We start from the raw sequence: 17,634 nt of genomic DNA on the forward strand, positions 1-17,634 counted from the left end.
GTCTTTGCCCATAACGTGAAGACTCGGGTTGAAGTCGAGGAGTTATTTGAGGTGAAGACCGAAGACGATTAGTGTGGTGAAAACAGAAAAGAGAATGTTGTTAGATTTAAATAAAAATAAGACGCCAATTAAGGCGCCTTCATCTCGTCTTAAATCCATTCACAAAACTTTCTCCGTCCTGCTCCGTGTTAATAAGCTGCTGGGCGCTTTGGCTGATTCGTTGAGCAAGCGCCTCTTGCGCTTTTCCTTCAAAGCTGTAGAGAAGCGATGAATAGACGCTGTTCATTTCTTTTTGTATATCGTCTATCTTAAACTTCGGTCTTAGTGTCGTTTTAATGCCTTCAAGCTTCGTTGCGGCTGATACCCTCATGCCCGTTTTCAGCATTTGAAGCTGATTGCGCCGTATGAGGAGCGTATCTTCTTGATCACCGTTTAAGTTGTTGAGTGAGGCTAGTTTATTGAAATTTTCCATTATGTCATCTCCTAAAGCTTAAGCCAGTTTGCCAGCATTTTATCTTTTGATTTAAAATCTTTTGCGATCTGAGCAAGGTGCCTGCTGATGTCTTCTAAATCTGAAATCGTATTTTGTAATGAGGCGATGTACGCTTTTTCGGCATGAACATCGTAAAAGAGCGGATTGCCTTTTTTGTCAAACGACTGCGCCAGGTTTTTCAGCGTATTGTTTACATCTTCGAGTGTCAGCTTGTCGTATAAACCGTGGCCGACTTGACGGTAGGTATCGTGTTTCAGGTCGTTGATTTCGGCGTCGTGTTCCTGATAAGCGTTTTCGGCTTCGCGTTTCATCGTCCGCAGATCGTTGATCATCGCATTTACTTTTTGCGCGAGCTGTTTGGCAACGGCGGGTGTTACTTTAATTGCGCCACTTCCGGATGCAACTTCCGGTGGGAGCATCGCTTTTAAATTTTTGTCATAAATGAGCTCATCGCCCTCTATATTTTGAACGTTGCCGTTTTCGTCGAAGGTGAAGTTATTACTTCCGACCCAATGCGTATCAGGCATTCCTAAGATTGCGGTCTGAAAGAAATACCCAGCGTTTTGCCCGATTTGTTGGAATACATCGCCCTGCATTCTCGCCTCGCGCACCGCATTTGATAATTCAGGGTCCTTCGTATAAATTGTCGTACCGTTGTGCCGGTCATACTCGTTCCACCAGCCGGCCCCGACCATATCATCCGGGTTGATAATCGATTTTATGGATCGGTCATATTCACCGTTATTAATTTTTTTTTGCTGCTCCGCAGAGTGTAGGTGGACGATTGAAGGGCTGTTAAACGCTACGGCATAGACATTATTGTTGACCGCACTGTATTCAGCCTCTGCGCCGCCGAGAGAATGTCCGGTTGTTGAAATGACCGTCGAGGTGCCTTTATACTTTTGTTTAACTTCCCGCACCAGATTGTCAGCTTGCCCGATTTGGGACGTTTTCGTAATTAACTTGTAGTTACCGGTGCTAAGCATCGAGTCTTGTGTCGGAGTTCCGTTATATTTTCCGAGTGTTTTAGAAGTATCTTTCGCATCTTTTTCGACTATGTAGTGTTCCTTCTTTTTCGGGTCAATTCCCATTACAACGTTCCCGCCGTCAGCGTCAATAACATCTTGGAAGAATTGGTTCTTAGGATCTGTTCCCGCGAAGGCTACGACGACGTTTTTTGGTGTGTCAGGTTTAACCCATTTACCGTCCTTTTTCTTCGCTTGAACAAATACATACGCGTCGAGTCCGGTGTCAGAGTCCCTTTTAATTTTATCAACGTAATAAGCCTTATTTGATTTACTCTCTATAGGTGTTCTATCCTTGAAAGCTTCTTTCATTTTATTGCTACTATATGTGTTTTGGCTAAGAAAATAATAATCCTTATCTGTTAAATTAGGAATATCGCTCTTTTTATTCATGTACATAACCCCGCAAACTATGTAAAATGTTATGAGGAAAGGATGGTTTTATGAAAAAATACATAATTATCCTTCTTGCTCTGGTCATTATAACATTTGGAGGAATATTTATGAAGCAACAAAATGATAACAGAGAGAAAGAAGAGCTTTATAATTTGGCTAAGGAAAGAATGACAGACTTTATTAAAACGAATTATGAGGACATTAAGTCAATTGATTATTCTGATGACTACGAAGTGAACCCAATGGGCGGAATTGATATTAAAGGGTATCTAAATGGTGATAAGCAAAAGAAAATATGGGGTATTTATGATAAGTCAAATGACGAAGTAGGGTCCTTCACAGTCGATGCTGAAAGAAAGCCCGAATGTAAAGATAAAATTTGCGATTATTAATAAAAGGTCCGACTCGATTGAGCGGGCTTTTTTCTATTTTTATCTCACGTTTGTTTAACTAATCAGTTTTATTACCCCTGATAATAAATAATGTTGTGATATCATTTCTAGTATTTGTTTTAAACCTACCGTAAAGCATTACATCGTTACAGGCATGAAGGGTGAGCTTTACCCGGTGGAAAAAGAGATTTTCGAAGAGATTTACGAGAAAGTTAGCGAATGACTGAGGAGCCAAATAAACGGTGCCCGTTAAACTCAGATCCCTGAGAAATCTATATTAATTTTTGATGAACCTGTCGTGATATTTCCCTAATGAGGATGTCGATATTAGTCCGTCATAGATGTTTTGGGTACGCCATAAAAGAAAAGATTGCGGATATTAAAGAACCCTTTTAAAATGAGTGAACCTTTTTCCTTACTTCTACAACGTTCCAATGAATAGCCGGAACGATTTAGCTCAGCTCAATCTTGTGAGGAAGGGTATACTTTAGAAAAAGCTTATTATACTGAGGTGAATATTGAAAATATGGATTCGGCATTGAATAATTTAATCATCAGTTGCCATTACGCTTTATTGGGGGCAATTCCATACAAATTAAGGGGACTCGCAGTCAAGTTAGAAAATGAAACGTTATACTGGAAAGGCTATTTTAACGGGGAACCGACAGACGATGAAATAGAAATGCTGAGCGTAGCTTGTACAGAGGTACTTGCTGACTTTCCACATATTAAGGACTGTGAAGAAGAGTATATCAATCATAAGTTTCCTTTAAAAATGGATAAATTACAGTTTTGGGCATTTTTAAGATGGGAAGACAACGAGCATGATGAAATAGGATAAGCTGTAAAACACTTTATTATAATTTGTTACGGAGTTTGGTGTGAAGTGTAATAAACGAAAGGTGAATTCATTTTAAGATTATAGGGATTAAAGCTTTAATATGCATAGTTGGTTATCGGGAAACCACTTTCAAAAACGCACAAGTTCACAATAATAAAAAGATATTCATGTTGATTAGGCGTGCATCATTGCATGTCTATTCTTTTTGGAAAGAACTTTTACCTAGAACTAAAGAACTCAAAAAGAGAGAATGACACAAATTTTATTAGTTCTATTGTCTTATTTTTTATACATAATACCAAAAATACACTTCAAATGATTTATAATGAAGCGTGCCTAATAATTAGCAAACATGGAACGTGATTCAATAAAAACGTATAAGGTTATTGCAGTATGAACTGGAGGATACAGTTTTGAAATATAAAAAAGCAGCAGCGCTTGGAATTGGTTTACTTTTATTTATAGGCGGATGTCAGAACAGAGAGGAGTCTGACATTAGCGTCCAAGATTACACAGGACAAGATTTTCATATTCAGAGCAGGGGTTATCAGAAAGAAACCGCTGAGATCGCAGAAGCGCATCGAGATGAGGTTGAAAAAACCGTAAAAGATTATTTCTTGGATCAATATAGAACAAAGGTAAAAGTCCATAACATTGTCGGAGGGCATGGATTTGTTACTGTGTATGCTGAATCGGTCGGAAAATTGCATTTCTACACAAGCGCAAAAATTAAAATTGATTTGGACAAGAAAGAGGTGCAGACTGACGCGATCCGTTCATCGGAGTTGGACGTGAAAGACTCGATTACAAGCGCGATATACGCATTGGCTTTTGAAGACGAATTTGCCGCGCTAGATTACTATTTAGAGAAGCTAACAGAAGAAGAGCCGATTGTAGGCAAAACGCAGGCAGCCGTTGATAACACAAGCGGTAAGGGATATCAGACGCCTTATTATGCTGTTTCTTTAACTGCTGATTGGAAGGATGACCTTTATTCAGCATATTTAGAAAACCCGAAAAGAAGCAAACAAGACTGGCAGGAAAAATTAGAAGATGAAGAAATCACCCCAAAATCATGTGATATCAATATAAATTTATATATGAAAAAAGCACATACAAGGCCAAGTGAACGCATTTATAATCAAGTGGTGCAGGATATTGAAGACATGGAAGAGCTGGCACCAGGGACTTACAGCATTTACTTGAATGACAATAGAATCGATAAAAACTTAGGATTTAATCCAAGAAAAAGCACGCTTGGACGATAATGTCTTCCTAAACTGATCATGAAATTGAAAATGTACTGATACGGAGATCTATTTTAAAATAATGTTTTAGGGAGCCGGAAAGCGGTCAGGTATTTCATTTCATTCCGCACGGTCGCCGGTTTTTTCAGCTGTTCAATCAAAAAGCGGCATCGATTACGGCGCGGCGCGATGCTTCAAATAGCAAACTTCTTCGGGACGATGCAGGGAACAGAGGAAAAAAACCGCCGGACCCGGGTGGCAGGCGGTTTTTTCTTTTGCAGAAAAACTTGTGGAAATAAAGCTGCGTGGAAATCGTGAATATGTGCTGTAAAGGGCGGCTGATTAATGCAGGGAATCTTTAATAATTTTATAGTTTTTATGATTGACGACGGTTAAGGAGTCCAGTTCCAAGTCTCTGTAGTTTTCCATAATCGTAACATCGACGATCACAGAGTTTTCGTTTACTTTCTCTACGATTCCGGTGAGTCCGTTTTTAAATTCGATGACGTTCCCGACTTTTGCAATTTTCAAGTGACTTCCTCTCCTTTAAAGTAAATTAACCTATTGAAAGTATTTTGCAATATTTTCTTGGAGAAGTAAAGCAATTTGGGAAGCGGCATCACTATTGTTGTACCCGGTGTGACTTAATGTTATAGTTAATTAGTTAAAGATGATGAGAGAAAAGGGGAGAGAACAGGTGACAGAGCAAAATGCCATCGATCAGATCGAGCAATTAAGGTCAGGGAGCATTCATGAACTCCACGTAAAAAAAGAAGATTTTCTTTCTTTCAGAGCCATCTTAACAAAGCAGGAAGATTTTAAGCATTTTCGCGGCATTGCCCAGCATGGCGGAGATATTATATTTCAATATATGAAAGAGGCAAGAAGCTGAAAAAGGCTTTCTCAGACCGGCTGAGAAAGCTTTTTTTATTTGTGTGAAGCCATATGTTTCTGGAGATTTTGGTGTTTTCTGCATGAAATCGTCCGGCCGTCTGCAATAATGTGACAACCGGACAGTTTGATGGAAGGGATGCCAACATTTTGGCAATGAAATCAGCGATTCGTCTTGTTAGTGTAAAACATATGTTTTTTTCGATGAAGATTTGACAAGGAGGAAGGAAATGAAATCGAAATTTGCTGCGCTAGCTGCGTTTTTAATCTGCATGCTGCCGGCAGCAAGAATCGAACATGCTCAAGCTGTCATGTTGTTCTCGAAAAAAGATAAACAGGAAATGGAACGGCTGATGGAAAGCCTTAAACAGGAAGAAAATCCTGCTTTTCAATTAACAGATGAAAAAAGCTTCATTGAAGCCGCGCATCTGCCGGCTGAAGAGGAGCAGGAAAAAGAAGAAGCTGATGAAGAGACGACGGATCTTTCACATAAAGAAAAAGATCTTTTATCAAGGCTTGTACATGCCGAAGCGAAAGGCGAGTCATTTGAAGGAAAAGTGGCTGTTGCCAATGTCGTCCTGAACCGGGTGGAAGACGGCCGATTTCCTGACAGCGTAAAAAGCGTGATCTATCAAAGAAACGCTTTTGAGCCCGTTCTAAACGGCAGCATCGAGAAAAAAGCAGACCGCGAATCAGTTGAAGCTGTGGAAGAAGCGGTAGATCAAAATAAAAAAGAAACAGACGCTTTATTTTTCTATAATCCCGACATCGCTTCTGATGACTGGATTAAAACAAGAAAAGTCGTGAAGCGCATCGGCAATCATGTCTTTGCGATCTAAAAAGCAGTCAGGGCCATCCGCCTTGACTGCTTTTTATATGCAATTCTTTCTCACTTTTCACCCCCCTAGAAAAAATTTGTTTTTGATACTTTATGAAAATCAATTTTCAATGAAAAAGAAAATAATTTTTAGACTTGTCTCATATGATGGGATAAACCCGTGAGACAAGGAGAGACCTCATGAACCGTTTTGTAAAAGGAATCGTTCTTCTTTCGCTAGCTGCTTTTTTTGCAGAATGTCTTGAATTCGTCATCAACATGATTCTTGCACGGGAGCTTGGCGAGCATGGCATGGGGCTCTACATGAGTGTTTTGCCTTCCATTTTTTTAGTTGTGGTGATTGCGAGCCTTGAGCTGCCTGTATCGATATCGAAGTTTATCGCCGAGTCCACCCCGAAGCTGCACGAAAGCATGCTGAAACATGCATTGCGGATGACTGCGGTCTGCACGGTTTTTTCCACGGCAGCTGCAGTGATCATTCTTCCATTTATTCCGGTTTTTGATTCTTACCACCCTCTGATCAGAGGGCTTGTGATCGGGATGATCCCTACGGTTGCCTTTACGTCGATCGCGAGAGGCTACTTCATGGGCGTTCAGCAAATGGGTAAAATCGCAACGGCGAATGCCCTGAAAAAAATCTTTCAGCTCATCGGCTTGTTTTTATTTTTTCAATGGTATTCCTTTGAATTGGATACTTCTCTTCTGATCTCGTTGTTTGTCCTTGTTGCAAGTGAAGTGGTCGTGTTTGTTTATCTGTTTTCTCAGTTTGTTTTGGTCAGGCGCGCCGCTCAAAAAGGGCAGCAGATCCACCTGCGGAGAAACGATGTTTTAAAGCGCCTGCTCACTGTTTCGATCCCGACGACAGGGCTGCGCGTTTTTCACGCTGTGACAAACGCAGTTGAACCTTTTTTGGTGAAGGGGACGCTGCTTGCCGCTGGCGTATCGAGAACATCGGCCATCGACCAGTTCGGCATGCTTTCGGGGGTGGCGATGACAATCGGCTTTTTTCCGGCTTTCATCGCCCATTCACTGATGGTCGTCATGATCCCGAGCATTTCCGAAAGCTACGCTTACGGACAATACGAAAGAGTGATCAAACGGATTAAACAGGCGATCTTCATCACGCTGTTTTACGGCATACCGTCCGTTATGGTGATGTATCACTTTGCAGATCCGCTGACCCACTTATTTTTCGATTCGGTTAAGGCGTCGTTTTACCTGAAAATGCTGTGGCCGTATTTTTTATTTCACTTTTTTGCCATGCCGTTTCAGGCCTGTTTAATCGGAATGGGGTTGGCCAAAGATGCCTTTTATCATAATGTATGGGCCAGTGTTTTGTCGTTTTTGATGATGTATGTTCTCGGATCCATGCAGACATTGCAGATGACGGGGATCATCCTAGCGATGAATACCGGAATGATTTTGCTGACGGCGCTGCATTATGTGACGATTTGCAAAGAGCTGGGCGTCACGCTTTTTTTGACAAACAAATCCCGATCTCCGAGAATTGAAAGCCGCTGATTGACCCTCTTCATAGTTTTGGTTTTTGCGGGGAAGCTAATACTAAAAAGAAGGGGAGTTCATATGCGAAGAATCAGTCTTATTTATCCGCTCATCCTGGTGCTTTTTTTCGGAGCCTTCGTATTTCAGCCGCAGGCCTCTGCAAAACATGCTTCTCCGGCAGTCATGCAGATGAACACGGTGGAGGGGCAGCGCGTCGTCATTCCCGCCGAAGGCCAAAAGACGATCGTTCATTTTTGGACGACCTGGTGTCCGCCGTGCCGTGAAGAGCTTCCGCGATTCCAATCCTACTATGAAAGCAAGCAATCCGGAGTAAAGCTCGTGACCGTGAATCTGCTGAATGCCGAAAAAAACGAACAGAAGGTGAAACAGTTTATTAAAGCAAACAAGCTGACATTTCCGATCGTTTTTGACAAAAAGGGCGAAATGATGAAAGCCTACAATGTCATGACGATTCCAACAACATTTTTCTTTAACGAAAAAGGAGAGCTGGAGAAATCGGTTGTCGGACCCATTACTGTGGAACAAATGAAAGAATGGGCAGGGAAAAGCTGAGCCGGGGGTTCAGCTTTTTTTTTGAAACCTAAATGATAATTAATATCATGAAGAAATTATAATAATTATTATTTGAAAACGTAGAAAGCCGTGCTATAATGAGAAATAGAAAAGGGTGTGTTCAATGGACAAGAAACACTCATACCCTTTATATAAATAAAATACTCCATGTTTATGCTGCCGATGAGGCGGCAATTTGTTTTTTAAGAAGGAAATTGACGATGAATTACATTCTCAATTAGGGAGGATATTGGAGATGCAATTAGAGATCGGGAAACAATCGCAGCAGAACCGTCACACGTTTCATTTTGAAAATTGGAGGCAGCACGGGGAATTGATTGCTGCGCTTTTGTCGGGTTTGTTGATTCTTGCAGGCTGGCTGTTGTCCGGCAATAAAACATTGTCCGTTGTTCTGTTTATTTTAGCTTTTTGTATCGGCGGCTTTGCCAAAGCGAAAGAAGGTATACAAGAAACGCTGGCGGAAAAAACGCTGAATGTTGAACTTCTGATGATTTTTGCGGCGGTCGGGTCAGCGCTGATCGGCTACTGGGCTGAAGGGGCCGTGTTAATTTTTATCTTTTCTCTCAGCGGGGCGCTTGAAACGTATACATTAAATAAAAGCAAACGCGATTTGACATCGCTGATGAAATTGGAGCCGGAGGAAGCCGTTTTGCTCGAAGAAGAAAGAACAAGAACCGTGGCGGCGGCCGATCTTCAAGCGGGCGACCTCATTCTTATTAAACCCGGGGAACGCATTGCGGCAGACGGGGAGATCGAATCGGGAAAAACGAGTATCGACGAATCGGCACTAACGGGTGAATCAATCCCCGCGGAAAAAACCCTCGGAGACGCGGTTTTTGCGGGTACAGTCAATTTGAGCGGATCGCTCACCGTCCGTGTCACAAAGACAAATGAAGATTCGTTGTTCAAAAAGATCATTCGGCTCGTTGAGTCTGCACAAAACAGTGTTTCGCCGTCACAGGCGTTTATTGAGCGGTTTGAAAATATTTATGTTAAAGGGGTTTTGCTTGCTGTCGGACTGCTGCTCTTTCTGCCACATTTTCTGCTTGGCTGGAGCTGGAGCGAGACATTTTACAGAGCGATGGTGTTCATGGTCGTCGCTTCGCCGTGTGCCCTTGTCGCTTCAATCATGCCTGCCGCGCTGTCTTTAATCTCGAATGGCGCAAGAAACGGCCTGCTTGTCAAAGGCAGTGTTTTTCTTGAAAAACTCGGCAACAGCAAAATCGTTGCATTGGATAAAACGGGAACGATTACGAACGGAAAGCCCGGCGTGGAAGATATGCTTTTAGCTGCTGATATCGAGGAGCGCGAATGCTTGGAGGCTGCTGCTGCGATTGAGAAGCAGTCAGGCCATCCGCTTGCCAAAGCGATTGTCGAGTATGCAGAAGCAAAAGGTATCGAGCCTCCCGCAAATGTGTCGATCGAGGAGACGTCAGGGTTTGGCGTTCAGGCTCGATATAATGGAGAGACATGGCTGATCGGCAAAGCCGGATTTGTCGGGGAAGAGGCAGCCGGGCAATTTCTCACGACGGCTGTTCAGGAGCTTGCCAAGCAGGGAAAAACAATTGTGTTCGTGAAAAAAGGCGAAAAAATCGCGGGGTGTTTTGCATTAAAAGACCAAATCAGACCGGAAGCTAAAGCGGTGATCGAAGAGCTGAATGCGCTTGGTGTTCAGACGGCAATGCTGACCGGGGACCAGCCTGAAACCGCAGCGGCCATCGCACGAGAAGCGGGCTTGAAAATCGTCGTTTCAGAATGCCTTCCTGACAGAAAAGTAGAGGAAGCGCAAAAGCTGAAAAAAACATACGGAACAATCGTTATGGTGGGAGACGGAATCAATGATGCACCGGCCCTTGCCGCCGCTGATGTGGGGATCGCAATGGGGGGAGGCACAGATGTCGCACTGGAAACAGCGGATGTTGTTTTAATGAAAAACGAATTGACAGGACTGACCAAAATGATTCGGCTCTCCCGGAAAATGAATACGATCATTAAACAAAACGTGATTTTCTCTCTTGGTGTGATCTGTCTTTTAATCTGCAGCAACTTTCTTCAAATTCTTGATCTGCCACTCGGTGTCATCGGACATGAAGGCAGCACGCTGCTTGTTATTTTAAACGGTCTCAGGCTGCTGAAATCCTAAATAAAGAAACGGCTGCATGCTAACGGCAGCCGTTTTTTCACATCAGAGGGCTGTTTGAGGAAGAGGCGGCAATAATCGAAGCGGGTGGCATCCCCACAATACATAAGCGGTGAGCAAGAGACGGGAAAAACTGATACAATGGATGTGATGCTTTTACATGTTAAATGTATGGTACGGAAACTGTCTCAAGGAGTGAAAAGGAGCATGGAAAGAATTAAACAAATCTCTTCCTGGCTGAAAGAAAAAAACATATCTTCGGCTTTTATTCATTCAAAAGAAAACGTATTTTATCTTACCGGCTTTTATACAGAACCGCACGAACGGCTGATGGGCGTTTTTATTTTTCAAGATGAAGAGCCGTTTTTTGTTTGTCCGCAAATGGAGGCCGGTCAGGCGAGAGCAGCCGGCTGGGCGTATGAGATCATCGGATACGGGGATCATCAAAACCCTTGGGAACTCATATCTTCAGCGCTTCAAAAGCGAAACAGCCAATGTTCAAAAGTGGCGGTTGAAAAAGAAACGCTTGCTCTGTCGCGCGCCGAAATGCTGCAGGCGGTCACAAGCGGTGCGGAGCTTGTCTCTGCGGAAGAAAGGCTGAACCAAATCCGCGTCATCAAAGACGAAAAAGAAATCAGCATCCTCCGTGAAGCGGCCAAGCTTGCCGATTACGGAGTCGAAGCAGGAGCCGCCGCATTAAAAGAGGGGATAGCGGAAATCGATGTCGTCGCTAAAATCGAGTATGAGCTGAAGAAAAAAGGAGTCCAGGGGATGTCGTTTTCCACAATGGTCCTTTTCGGAGAAAAGTCAGGACAGCCGCACGGAAACCCGGGCAGCCGCACGCTTAAGCCGGGCGATTTCGTCCTCTTTGATTTAGGCGTGATCATTGACGGATACTGCTCTGATATTACAAGAACGCTCGTGTATCAAAATGTGAGTGAAAAACAAAAAGAAATATATGATACGGTGCTTCAGGCCGAAACAGAGGCGCTTAAGATGAGTAAGCCCGGTGTCAGAATCGGCGATCTTGATTTAAAAGCGCGCGGTATCATCGAAAAAGCGGGCTATGGCGATTACTTTCCTCACCGTCTCGGGCATGGGCTCGGGATTTCGCCTCATGAATACCCGTCCATGAGCCATAACAATGATGAGCTTTTAAAACAAGGTATGGTATACACGATTGAACCCGGCATCTATGTGCCGGAAATCGGAGGGGTGCGCATCGAGGATGATGTACTTGTCACTGCCGATGGAGCAGAAGCGCTGACAAAGTATCCAAAAGAGCTGACTGTCATTTCATAAAAAACGGAACCCGCGCCCGCGCGCGGGTTCTTTTTTATGCTGACGTGAATCGTTTGTCTTATTACCCGCGTCAATCCTTTGAAATGAAAAAATCGTCAAAGGAACGGAATGGTTTGATCTCGTGTTTTTCTTTAAGCGGTTTCATCGCTGCTTTTGAAGACAGTACGATAACGATACATAATAGAATCAGAATGAAGATACCCATTTTTCTTCCCCTTTCTGGAATGAAAACGTGTTCAGCACCGGTGCTGCCTTCATTCTAAATTATGAAACGCTTTCCATATCAAGCCCTAAATTAATAAAAAACCCTGATGTCAGGGTTTTCAGGAATTTTGCCTAGCCGCTTAATATGATTGACGTTGAAAAAGTCTTCTGATGATCGTTTGATGAATGAATCTACAGCGCCTTTTTGTTTTTATTATGGGGATTTAGATTGATCAAAAGATAATCGGATTGCATCATTATTCTCATGTGAAAAATTTGTATACTAAGCTCAAAAGAAGGGAGGGATTAAATGGGACAAACGCTGACAAATTAAATCTGCCGCAGACAATTTCATCTCTCATCCAGATATTTCAGTCCCCGCAATGATTGCGGATTCACCCCCACACAAATAAGCGTTAAAAAACTTCTCTAATGATTTGAAGTCCATTATCTATGAAAGGAAGCTAGCAAAGAGTGAAAACATTAGGATATGTACTGTTTTTGTCGATATTTGCTTTTGTCAGTATCGTACCGGCAGCTGACGCGAAAGTGATTGATCATGACAAAGTGCAAGGCTTCAGTGAAGTAACCCCTGTGACGGTTTCTCAAAAAGCGGCCAAACGTTTTCAGCCTTATTTAAAGGTCGCAAGCGGCTGCGTGCCTTTTCCCGCAGTTGACGCACAAGGCAATACAAGCGGAGGCCTGGAGCCTACCGGAGCGCCCGAAGGACACTGCAGCAAAAGCGTGGGACAAGTGTACTCCCGCTCTGCATGGTACAATGGAGTATGGGCGATTATGTACGCATGGTATTTTCCTAAAGATTCACCTCTGCCTTTTAAAGCATTCGGCCATCGACATGACTGGGAAGGAATCGTCGTATGGATCGATAACCCGGCAAATCAAAATCCAAAAGTGTTTTCCATCGCTTATTCTCAGCACGGTAAATTTCAAAAAACAGCTCCAAACAACAAGATCATGGAAGGTGATCATCCGAAAATCCGCTATGATGCTCCTCAAGCACCGATTAACCACAGTTTATATGTGGACAGCGCAAAGGGCGGAACCCAGCCTCTCATCGGATGGGAAGATTTGACGCCCGCCGCAAGAAACGCATTGAACACGACGGATTTCGGAAGCGCAAACGTTCCTTTCAATGATCACAATTTCATGAATAACCTTGGAAAAGCATGGTTTAGATAAAAATATTTCGTGTATCGGCTGATTGTGAAATATTTTCATATCAGCCGGTTTTTTTCTCCGTACATCTTCTTCACTGTTTTCTTCATATTTATAGAACCCCGAAAAAAATTTCGAAAACGATCAAAATCCACGTCTCCAAGCGATATAATTTCTTTATGACGCGAAATGATCCGGCATGTATGAAAAGATTTGAAAGAAAGAAGGGAAACGAATGGCAAATATCAGGGAAATAGCTGAAACCGCAGGGGTTTCCATCACGACTGTTTCAAGGGTTCTCAACGGCCATCCGTATGTCAAAGAAGAAAAACGCCAAAAAGTTCTTGAGACGATTGAACGTCTCGAATATGCAAGGAATATGCATGCCGTTCATTTATCCAAAGGCTTTTCAAATATGATAGGTGTTGTGCTGCCGACCATCGGCCTCCCTTATTTCGGCGAGCTGCTGGAAGGAATCGCTGAAGAAGCTGCAAAGGAAGGCGTTCACTTTTCGCTTTATCAAACAAATTATCAATTGGAAAAAGAAATTTTTGCATTGGAGCAGCTGAAACAAAGACAGGTGGACGGCCTGATTTTCTGTTCAAAAGCGATGTCTGATGAAGCGCTTTTGGACTGGCATGAGACCGGTCCGTTCATTCTGTGCCAGGACTCAAGCGAACGGTATTTTTCAACGGTCAGCATTCCGCACAAAGATGCTTTCCGGTTAGGACTGGATTTTTTGATTGAAAAGGGGCACACAAAAATCGCCATTGGTTTGGCAAGGAAAAATGGCATGAACAGCCATTTTCGCCTTGAGGCATACAAGGAAGCTTTGGCCGCGATCGGGGAGCCTTACCGGGAAGAATGGGTATTCGAGCGGTCGCTGACGATAACCGACGGGCAAAAGCTGTTCTCTGAATGGAGAGAGATGGAGGAGAAGCCGACAGCTGTTTTTATCGCCAACGACCAAGTAACAGCTGGTATGTTTCTTGAAGCGCAGCGTCATCAGGTGGATATTCCCGGAAGCCTCGCCATTTTAAGCTGTGACAACCAGCCAATCAGTGAAGTGCTGGGCATTTCAACGATCAAAATTAATATAAAGGAAATGGGGAAGCATGCGTTTCGCCTTTTGCGAAAAAGAATCGGCGGTGCCGGCCCGGAAAAACAGACCGTTCCATACAAGCTGATCAAAAGGGCGACTGTGTAATGTAATCAAAACATCAATCATTTTCCAGACAGTGATCAAATTTCGACATTTTTCATCAAAAAGGTCAAAATAAATTGACGCGCTTTCATGAGTTTTGTACGATATGAGAGATTGATGACAAAAAGGAGCTGAGGATCGTGAACAGATCCTTTACCGTTGAAAAGGTACTCAACAACAACGTTTTAATCGCTCTCCATGATGATTACAGAGAAGTTGTCTTGATTGGCAAAGGAATCGGTTTTGGCAAAAAGCGCGGAGATCTTATCGAACATGAGAACTATGAAAAAATGTTTATCTTGGAAAATGATAAGGAACAATCGCAGTATAAGAAGCTCCTCACTTATGTCGATGAAAAAATGGTTGATATCGCCAATGATGTTATCTACCATATCGCGCAAAAAATCGGCCAGCCGCTGAACGAACACATTCATGTCGCGTTGACGGACCATATCGCATTTGCGGTTAAGCGCTTAGAAAAGGGATTTGATATGAAGAATCCGTTTTTGCTTGAGACGGAATCGCTTTATCCGAAGGAATACGAAGTCGCCAAAGAAGCCGTCGATATGATAAATGAAAAATCAGACATTCAGCTGCCTGAAGGCGAAATCGGGTTTATCGCACTTCATATCCACAGTGCGATGACGAACCGCCCGCTTTCTGAAGTCAATCAGCATTCCCAACTGATCTCCAGGCTTGTCCAGGTCATCGAGGATTCGTTCCAGATGCAGGTCAACAGGGAAAGTGTGAACTATTTGCGGCTGATCAGGCACTTGCGCTTTACGATCGACAGGATTAAACGGGACGAGCCGATTCAGGAGCCGGAAAAATTAATGTTATTGTTGAAAACGGAATATCCGCTGTGTTACAATACTGCTTGGAAGATGATCAAGATCTTGCAGCAAGCGCTCAAGAAACCGGTTCATGAGGCAGAAGCCGTTTATTTGACATTGCATTTGTACCGTTTAACTAATAAAATTTCATAACGCCTTTATAACGTGTTACTGATTCGATCAGGCATGAGTGAAAAAAGGGAAGAAATGAAGACGCTGTCTTTTGTTTCTTAGTGTACCCGCTTTCACCCATGCCTTTTTTGTCGTTCTAAAGGCGAAATGTAAACGGTTTATTTGGATGAAAAAGCAGTCTTTTGAACGAAGTTGTCATGAATTTTTGCTGTAAGGTCAAACTATCCTTAGAGGGGGTTAAAACATGTTTAAATCGCTATTTGGCGTTCTGCAAAAAATTGGACGGGCGCTGATGCTTCCTGTTGCGATCCTGCCGGCTGCAGGGATTCTGCTCGCGCTTGGTAATGCCATGCAAAATCCGCAGATGACAAAAGTCGCACCATTCTTAACGAACAGCACCGTTCAGCTTGTTGCGAAAGTGATGGAAAGTTCAGGTGACGTCGTGTTCACCAACTTGGCGCTCCTTTTCGCAGTCGGGGTTGCCATCGGTTTGGCTAACGGCGACGGTGTTGCCGGAATCGCCGCTATTATCGGATATCTTGTTATGAATGTCACGATGAGTGCAGTGCTTCTTCAAAACGGTTCGATTCCAAGCGACGCAGTTGAAAGAGCACAGTTCTTTACTCAAAACCATCCGGAATACACGACAATGCTCGGCATACCGACATTGGCAACGGGGGTATTCGGGGGTATTATTGTCGGTGTCCTGGCCGCTGCCATGTACAACCGATTCTACACAATCGAGCTTCCGCAGTATTTAGGATTCTTTGCCGGAAAGCGCTTTGTTCCGATCATTACATCGATTTGTGCATTGCTGCTGGGACTCGTCATGCTGTTTATCTGGCCGCCGATCCAAGGCGCGCTGAACAGCTTTTCGACAAACTTGCTTGCAGCAAATGAAGCGGTCGCAGCTCTCATTTTCGGAATGATTGAGCGGGCCCTCATCCCGTTCGGTCTGCACCATATTTTCTACTCGCCGTTCTGGTACGAGTTCTTCAGCTATACGAATCAGGCGGGAGAAATTGTCCGCGGTGACCAAAGAATTTTCATGGCGCAAATCAAAGACGGCGTCGATTTGACAGCGGGTACATTTATGACCGGTAAGTATCCGTTCATGATGTTCGGTCTTCCTGCGGCAGCGCTCGCTATTTATCATGAGGCAAAACCGCAGAACAAAAAGCTTGTTGCCGGTATTATGGGTTCAGCAGCATTGACATCATTCTTAACAGGGATCACTGAGCCGATCGAATTCTCATTCTTGTTCGTCGCTCCGATTCTGTTTGCGATTCACTGTGTGTTTGCCGGCCTGTCATTCATGATGATGGACATTTTAAATGTTAAGATCGGGATGACATTCTCCGGCGGTTTGATCGACTACTTCCTGTTCGGAATTCTGCCGAACCGTACAGCTTGGTGGCTTGTCATTCCTGTCGGTTTAGTCCTGGCTGTCGTCTACTACTTCGGATTCAGATTTGCCATCCGCAAGTTCAACTTGAAAACGCCTGGACGCGAAGATGCAGCTGCAGAATCCGCTGATGAAGGCAAAGAAGCAGCAGGAGATCTTCCTTATCAAATTCTAGAGGCGATGGGTGACCAAGAAAACATCAAACACCTTGACGCTTGTATCACAAGACTTCGCGTCACAGTCAACGATCAGAAGAAAGTTGACAAAGAGCGCTTGAAAAAACTCGGCGCATCCGGCGTGCTGGAAGTCGGCAATAACATCCAAGCGATTTTCGGACCAAGATCCGACAATTTAAAATCGCAAATGCAAGACATTATGTCAGGCCGCACGCCGCGTCCTGAAAAAGCACCAAACGCTGCCGAGGAAGTAGAGCAGCAAATCGAAGAAGTCATGGTCGAGCCTCTTCAAAATGAATCAGGTGAAGAAGTATTCGTTTCACCGCTTGCTGGTGAGCTTCATCCGATTACAGATGTTCCGGATCAAGTATTCTCCGGAAAAATGATGGGCGACGGATTCGCGATTCTTCCTGCAGAAGGCACAGTTGTGTCACCTGTAAGAGGGAAAGTGCTGAACGTGTTCCCGACAAAGCATGCGATCGGTCTGCAGTCTGACGGCGGCAGAGAAATTCTGATCCACTTTGGAATCGATACGGTCAGCCTGAAAGGTGAAGGCTTCACTGCATTTGTTTCTGAAGGTGACCGGGTTGAGCCGGGCCAGAAACTGCTTGAAGTCGACATTGAAAAAGTGAAGGACAGCGTACCTTCCCTGATGACGCCGATCGTGTTCACGAACCTTCAAGAAGGCGAAAGCGTGAGCTTAAAGGCAGAAGGCAATGTCAGCCTGACACAGGACGATATCGTCCGCGTTGAAAAATAAATTCACAAAATGGCCGTACTTGTCAGATGACATGTACGGCTGTATGATATAATATTGTGAATGTACTAAAAGCTTTAAATTA

General features: G+C 43.7%; 17 protein-coding genes. 13 read left to right on the forward strand and 4 right to left on the reverse strand.

Features of this window, described 5'->3' with window-relative positions; all coding sequences use genetic code 11:
• Nucleotides 1–139: 139 nt before the first annotated feature.
• Entirely contained in the window at nucleotides 140–472 is a 333-nt protein-coding gene (locus tag CP943_RS08050; protein WP_020451163.1) for a hypothetical protein, read from the reverse strand.
• 11 nt (nucleotides 473–483) lie between these two features.
• Nucleotides 484–1,911, reverse strand: a complete 1,428-nt coding sequence (locus tag CP943_RS08055; RefSeq protein ID WP_020451164.1) for a phage hydrolase — start codon at nucleotides 1,909–1,911, stop codon at nucleotides 484–486.
• Nucleotides 1,912–1,961: 50 nt separating this feature from the next.
• Here CP943_RS08055 and CP943_RS08060 point away from each other — a divergent pair, with 50 nt between their 5' ends.
• The 3 genes from CP943_RS08060 to CP943_RS08070 all read left to right on the forward strand — a co-directional run bounded on the left by CP943_RS08060 (nucleotide 1,962) and on the right by CP943_RS08070 (nucleotide 4,415).
• Nucleotides 1,962–2,306: a DUF1433 domain-containing protein gene (locus CP943_RS08060; RefSeq protein ID WP_023857304.1), complete on the forward strand. Its 345-nt coding sequence runs from the start codon at nucleotides 1,962–1,964 to the stop codon at nucleotides 2,304–2,306.
• A gap of 526 nt (nucleotides 2,307–2,832) precedes the next feature.
• Nucleotides 2,833–3,147: a MafI2 family immunity protein gene (locus tag CP943_RS08065; protein ID WP_075213209.1), complete on the forward strand. Its 315-nt coding sequence runs from the start codon at nucleotides 2,833–2,835 to the stop codon at nucleotides 3,145–3,147.
• 413 nt (nucleotides 3,148–3,560) lie between these two features.
• Nucleotides 3,561–4,415: a DUF1672 family protein gene (locus tag CP943_RS08070; protein WP_020451167.1), complete on the forward strand. Its 855-nt coding sequence runs from the start codon at nucleotides 3,561–3,563 to the stop codon at nucleotides 4,413–4,415.
• Nucleotides 4,416–4,736: 321 nt separating this feature from the next.
• Here CP943_RS08070 and CP943_RS08075 read toward each other — a convergent pair whose 3' ends face one another.
• Nucleotides 4,737–4,925, reverse strand: a complete 189-nt coding sequence (locus CP943_RS08075; protein ID WP_003181225.1) for a YkvS family protein — start codon at nucleotides 4,923–4,925, stop codon at nucleotides 4,737–4,739.
• A 142-nt stretch (nucleotides 4,926–5,067) separates the two neighbouring features.
• Between CP943_RS08075 and CP943_RS08080 the strand changes: the two genes are divergently transcribed.
• From CP943_RS08080 to CP943_RS08105, 6 genes are all read left to right on the forward strand, one after another.
• The gene (locus tag CP943_RS08080; RefSeq protein WP_371268714.1) at nucleotides 5,068–5,286 is read left to right on the forward strand and encodes a hypothetical protein; all 219 of its coding nucleotides are present in this window, start codon (nucleotides 5,068–5,070) and stop codon (nucleotides 5,284–5,286) included.
• 229 nt (nucleotides 5,287–5,515) lie between these two features.
• The gene (locus tag CP943_RS08085) at nucleotides 5,516–6,124 is read left to right on the forward strand and encodes a cell wall hydrolase (protein ID WP_020451169.1); all 609 of its coding nucleotides are present in this window, start codon (nucleotides 5,516–5,518) and stop codon (nucleotides 6,122–6,124) included.
• A gap of 179 nt (nucleotides 6,125–6,303) precedes the next feature.
• A complete protein-coding gene (locus CP943_RS08090) occupies nucleotides 6,304–7,644 on the forward strand; it encodes a polysaccharide biosynthesis protein (protein WP_023857303.1) in 1,341 nt (446 codons plus the stop codon).
• A gap of 63 nt (nucleotides 7,645–7,707) precedes the next feature.
• Nucleotides 7,708–8,199 carry an endospore biogenesis thiol-disulfide oxidoreductase StoA gene (gene stoA / locus CP943_RS08095; protein ID WP_023857302.1) on the forward strand — a complete coding sequence of 164 codons (492 nt, stop codon included), beginning with the start codon at nucleotides 7,708–7,710 and terminating at the stop codon, nucleotides 8,197–8,199.
• A gap of 256 nt (nucleotides 8,200–8,455) precedes the next feature.
• Nucleotides 8,456–10,363 carry a heavy metal translocating P-type ATPase gene (locus CP943_RS08100; RefSeq protein ID WP_105980913.1) on the forward strand — a complete coding sequence of 636 codons (1,908 nt, stop codon included), beginning with the start codon at nucleotides 8,456–8,458 and terminating at the stop codon, nucleotides 10,361–10,363.
• Between the two features lie 204 nt (nucleotides 10,364–10,567).
• Nucleotides 10,568–11,662 carry a M24 family metallopeptidase gene (locus CP943_RS08105; RefSeq protein ID WP_023857301.1) on the forward strand — a complete coding sequence of 365 codons (1,095 nt, stop codon included), beginning with the start codon at nucleotides 10,568–10,570 and terminating at the stop codon, nucleotides 11,660–11,662.
• Nucleotides 11,663–11,732: 70 nt separating this feature from the next.
• Here the strand turns inward: CP943_RS08105 and CP943_RS22810 are convergent, their stop codons facing one another.
• Nucleotides 11,733–11,867 (reverse strand): hypothetical protein, encoded by a 135-nt coding sequence (locus tag CP943_RS22810; protein WP_003181237.1) that lies wholly within the window; start codon nucleotides 11,865–11,867, stop codon nucleotides 11,733–11,735.
• Nucleotides 11,868–12,340: 473 nt separating this feature from the next.
• On the opposite strand from CP943_RS22810, the gene CP943_RS08110 reads away from it, so the two are divergent.
• The 4 genes from CP943_RS08110 to ptsG all read left to right on the forward strand — a co-directional run bounded on the left by CP943_RS08110 (nucleotide 12,341) and on the right by ptsG (nucleotide 17,552).
• Entirely contained in the window at nucleotides 12,341–13,066 is a 726-nt protein-coding gene (locus tag CP943_RS08110; RefSeq protein WP_023857300.1) for an NPP1 family protein, read from the forward strand.
• Between the two features lie 211 nt (nucleotides 13,067–13,277).
• Nucleotides 13,278–14,249, forward strand: a complete 972-nt coding sequence (locus CP943_RS08115) for a LacI family DNA-binding transcriptional regulator (protein WP_020451175.1) — start codon at nucleotides 13,278–13,280, stop codon at nucleotides 14,247–14,249.
• A gap of 137 nt (nucleotides 14,250–14,386) precedes the next feature.
• Nucleotides 14,387–15,232, forward strand: a complete 846-nt coding sequence (gene glcT / locus CP943_RS08120; protein WP_003181243.1) for a glucose PTS transporter transcription antiterminator GlcT — start codon at nucleotides 14,387–14,389, stop codon at nucleotides 15,230–15,232.
• Nucleotides 15,233–15,455: 223 nt separating this feature from the next.
• Nucleotides 15,456–17,552, forward strand: a complete 2,097-nt coding sequence (ptsG, locus tag CP943_RS08125; RefSeq protein ID WP_020451176.1) for a glucose-specific PTS transporter subunit IIBC — start codon at nucleotides 15,456–15,458, stop codon at nucleotides 17,550–17,552.
• The last annotated feature ends 82 nt before the right edge of the window (nucleotides 17,553–17,634 follow it).

This window comes from Bacillus paralicheniformis, from assembly GCF_002993925.1.
GTDB lineage: Bacteria > Bacillota > Bacilli > Bacillales > Bacillaceae > Bacillus > Bacillus paralicheniformis.

What these genes read in the sequence shown, in the direction of transcription:
- CP943_RS08060 (WP_023857304.1), top strand. Translation starts at nt 1,962, where the DNA reads ATGAAAAAATACATAATTATCCTTCTTGCTCTGGTCATTATAACATTT.
- CP943_RS08105 (WP_023857301.1), top strand. Translation starts at nt 10,568, where the DNA reads ATGGAAAGAATTAAACAAATCTCTTCCTGGCTGAAAGAAAAAAACATA.
- CP943_RS08100 (WP_105980913.1), top strand. Translation starts at nt 8,456, where the DNA reads ATGCAATTAGAGATCGGGAAACAATCGCAGCAGAACCGTCACACGTTT.
- CP943_RS08090 (WP_023857303.1), top strand. Translation starts at nt 6,304, where the DNA reads ATGAACCGTTTTGTAAAAGGAATCGTTCTTCTTTCGCTAGCTGCTTTT.
- ptsG (WP_020451176.1), top strand. Translation starts at nt 15,456, where the DNA reads ATGTTTAAATCGCTATTTGGCGTTCTGCAAAAAATTGGACGGGCGCTG.
- CP943_RS22810 (WP_003181237.1), bottom strand. Translation starts at nt 11,867, where the DNA reads ATGGGTATCTTCATTCTGATTCTATTATGTATCGTTATCGTACTGTCT.
- CP943_RS08115 (WP_020451175.1), top strand. Translation starts at nt 13,278, where the DNA reads ATGGCAAATATCAGGGAAATAGCTGAAACCGCAGGGGTTTCCATCACG.
- stoA (WP_023857302.1), top strand. Translation starts at nt 7,708, where the DNA reads ATGCGAAGAATCAGTCTTATTTATCCGCTCATCCTGGTGCTTTTTTTC.
- CP943_RS08065 (WP_075213209.1), top strand. Translation starts at nt 2,833, where the DNA reads ATGGATTCGGCATTGAATAATTTAATCATCAGTTGCCATTACGCTTTA.
- CP943_RS08080 (WP_371268714.1), top strand. Translation starts at nt 5,068, where the DNA reads ATGAGAGAAAAGGGGAGAGAACAGGTGACAGAGCAAAATGCCATCGAT.
- CP943_RS08085 (WP_020451169.1), top strand. Translation starts at nt 5,516, where the DNA reads ATGAAATCGAAATTTGCTGCGCTAGCTGCGTTTTTAATCTGCATGCTG.
- CP943_RS08055 (WP_020451164.1), bottom strand. Translation starts at nt 1,911, where the DNA reads ATGAATAAAAAGAGCGATATTCCTAATTTAACAGATAAGGATTATTAT.
- CP943_RS08050 (WP_020451163.1), bottom strand. Translation starts at nt 472, where the DNA reads ATGGAAAATTTCAATAAACTAGCCTCACTCAACAACTTAAACGGTGAT.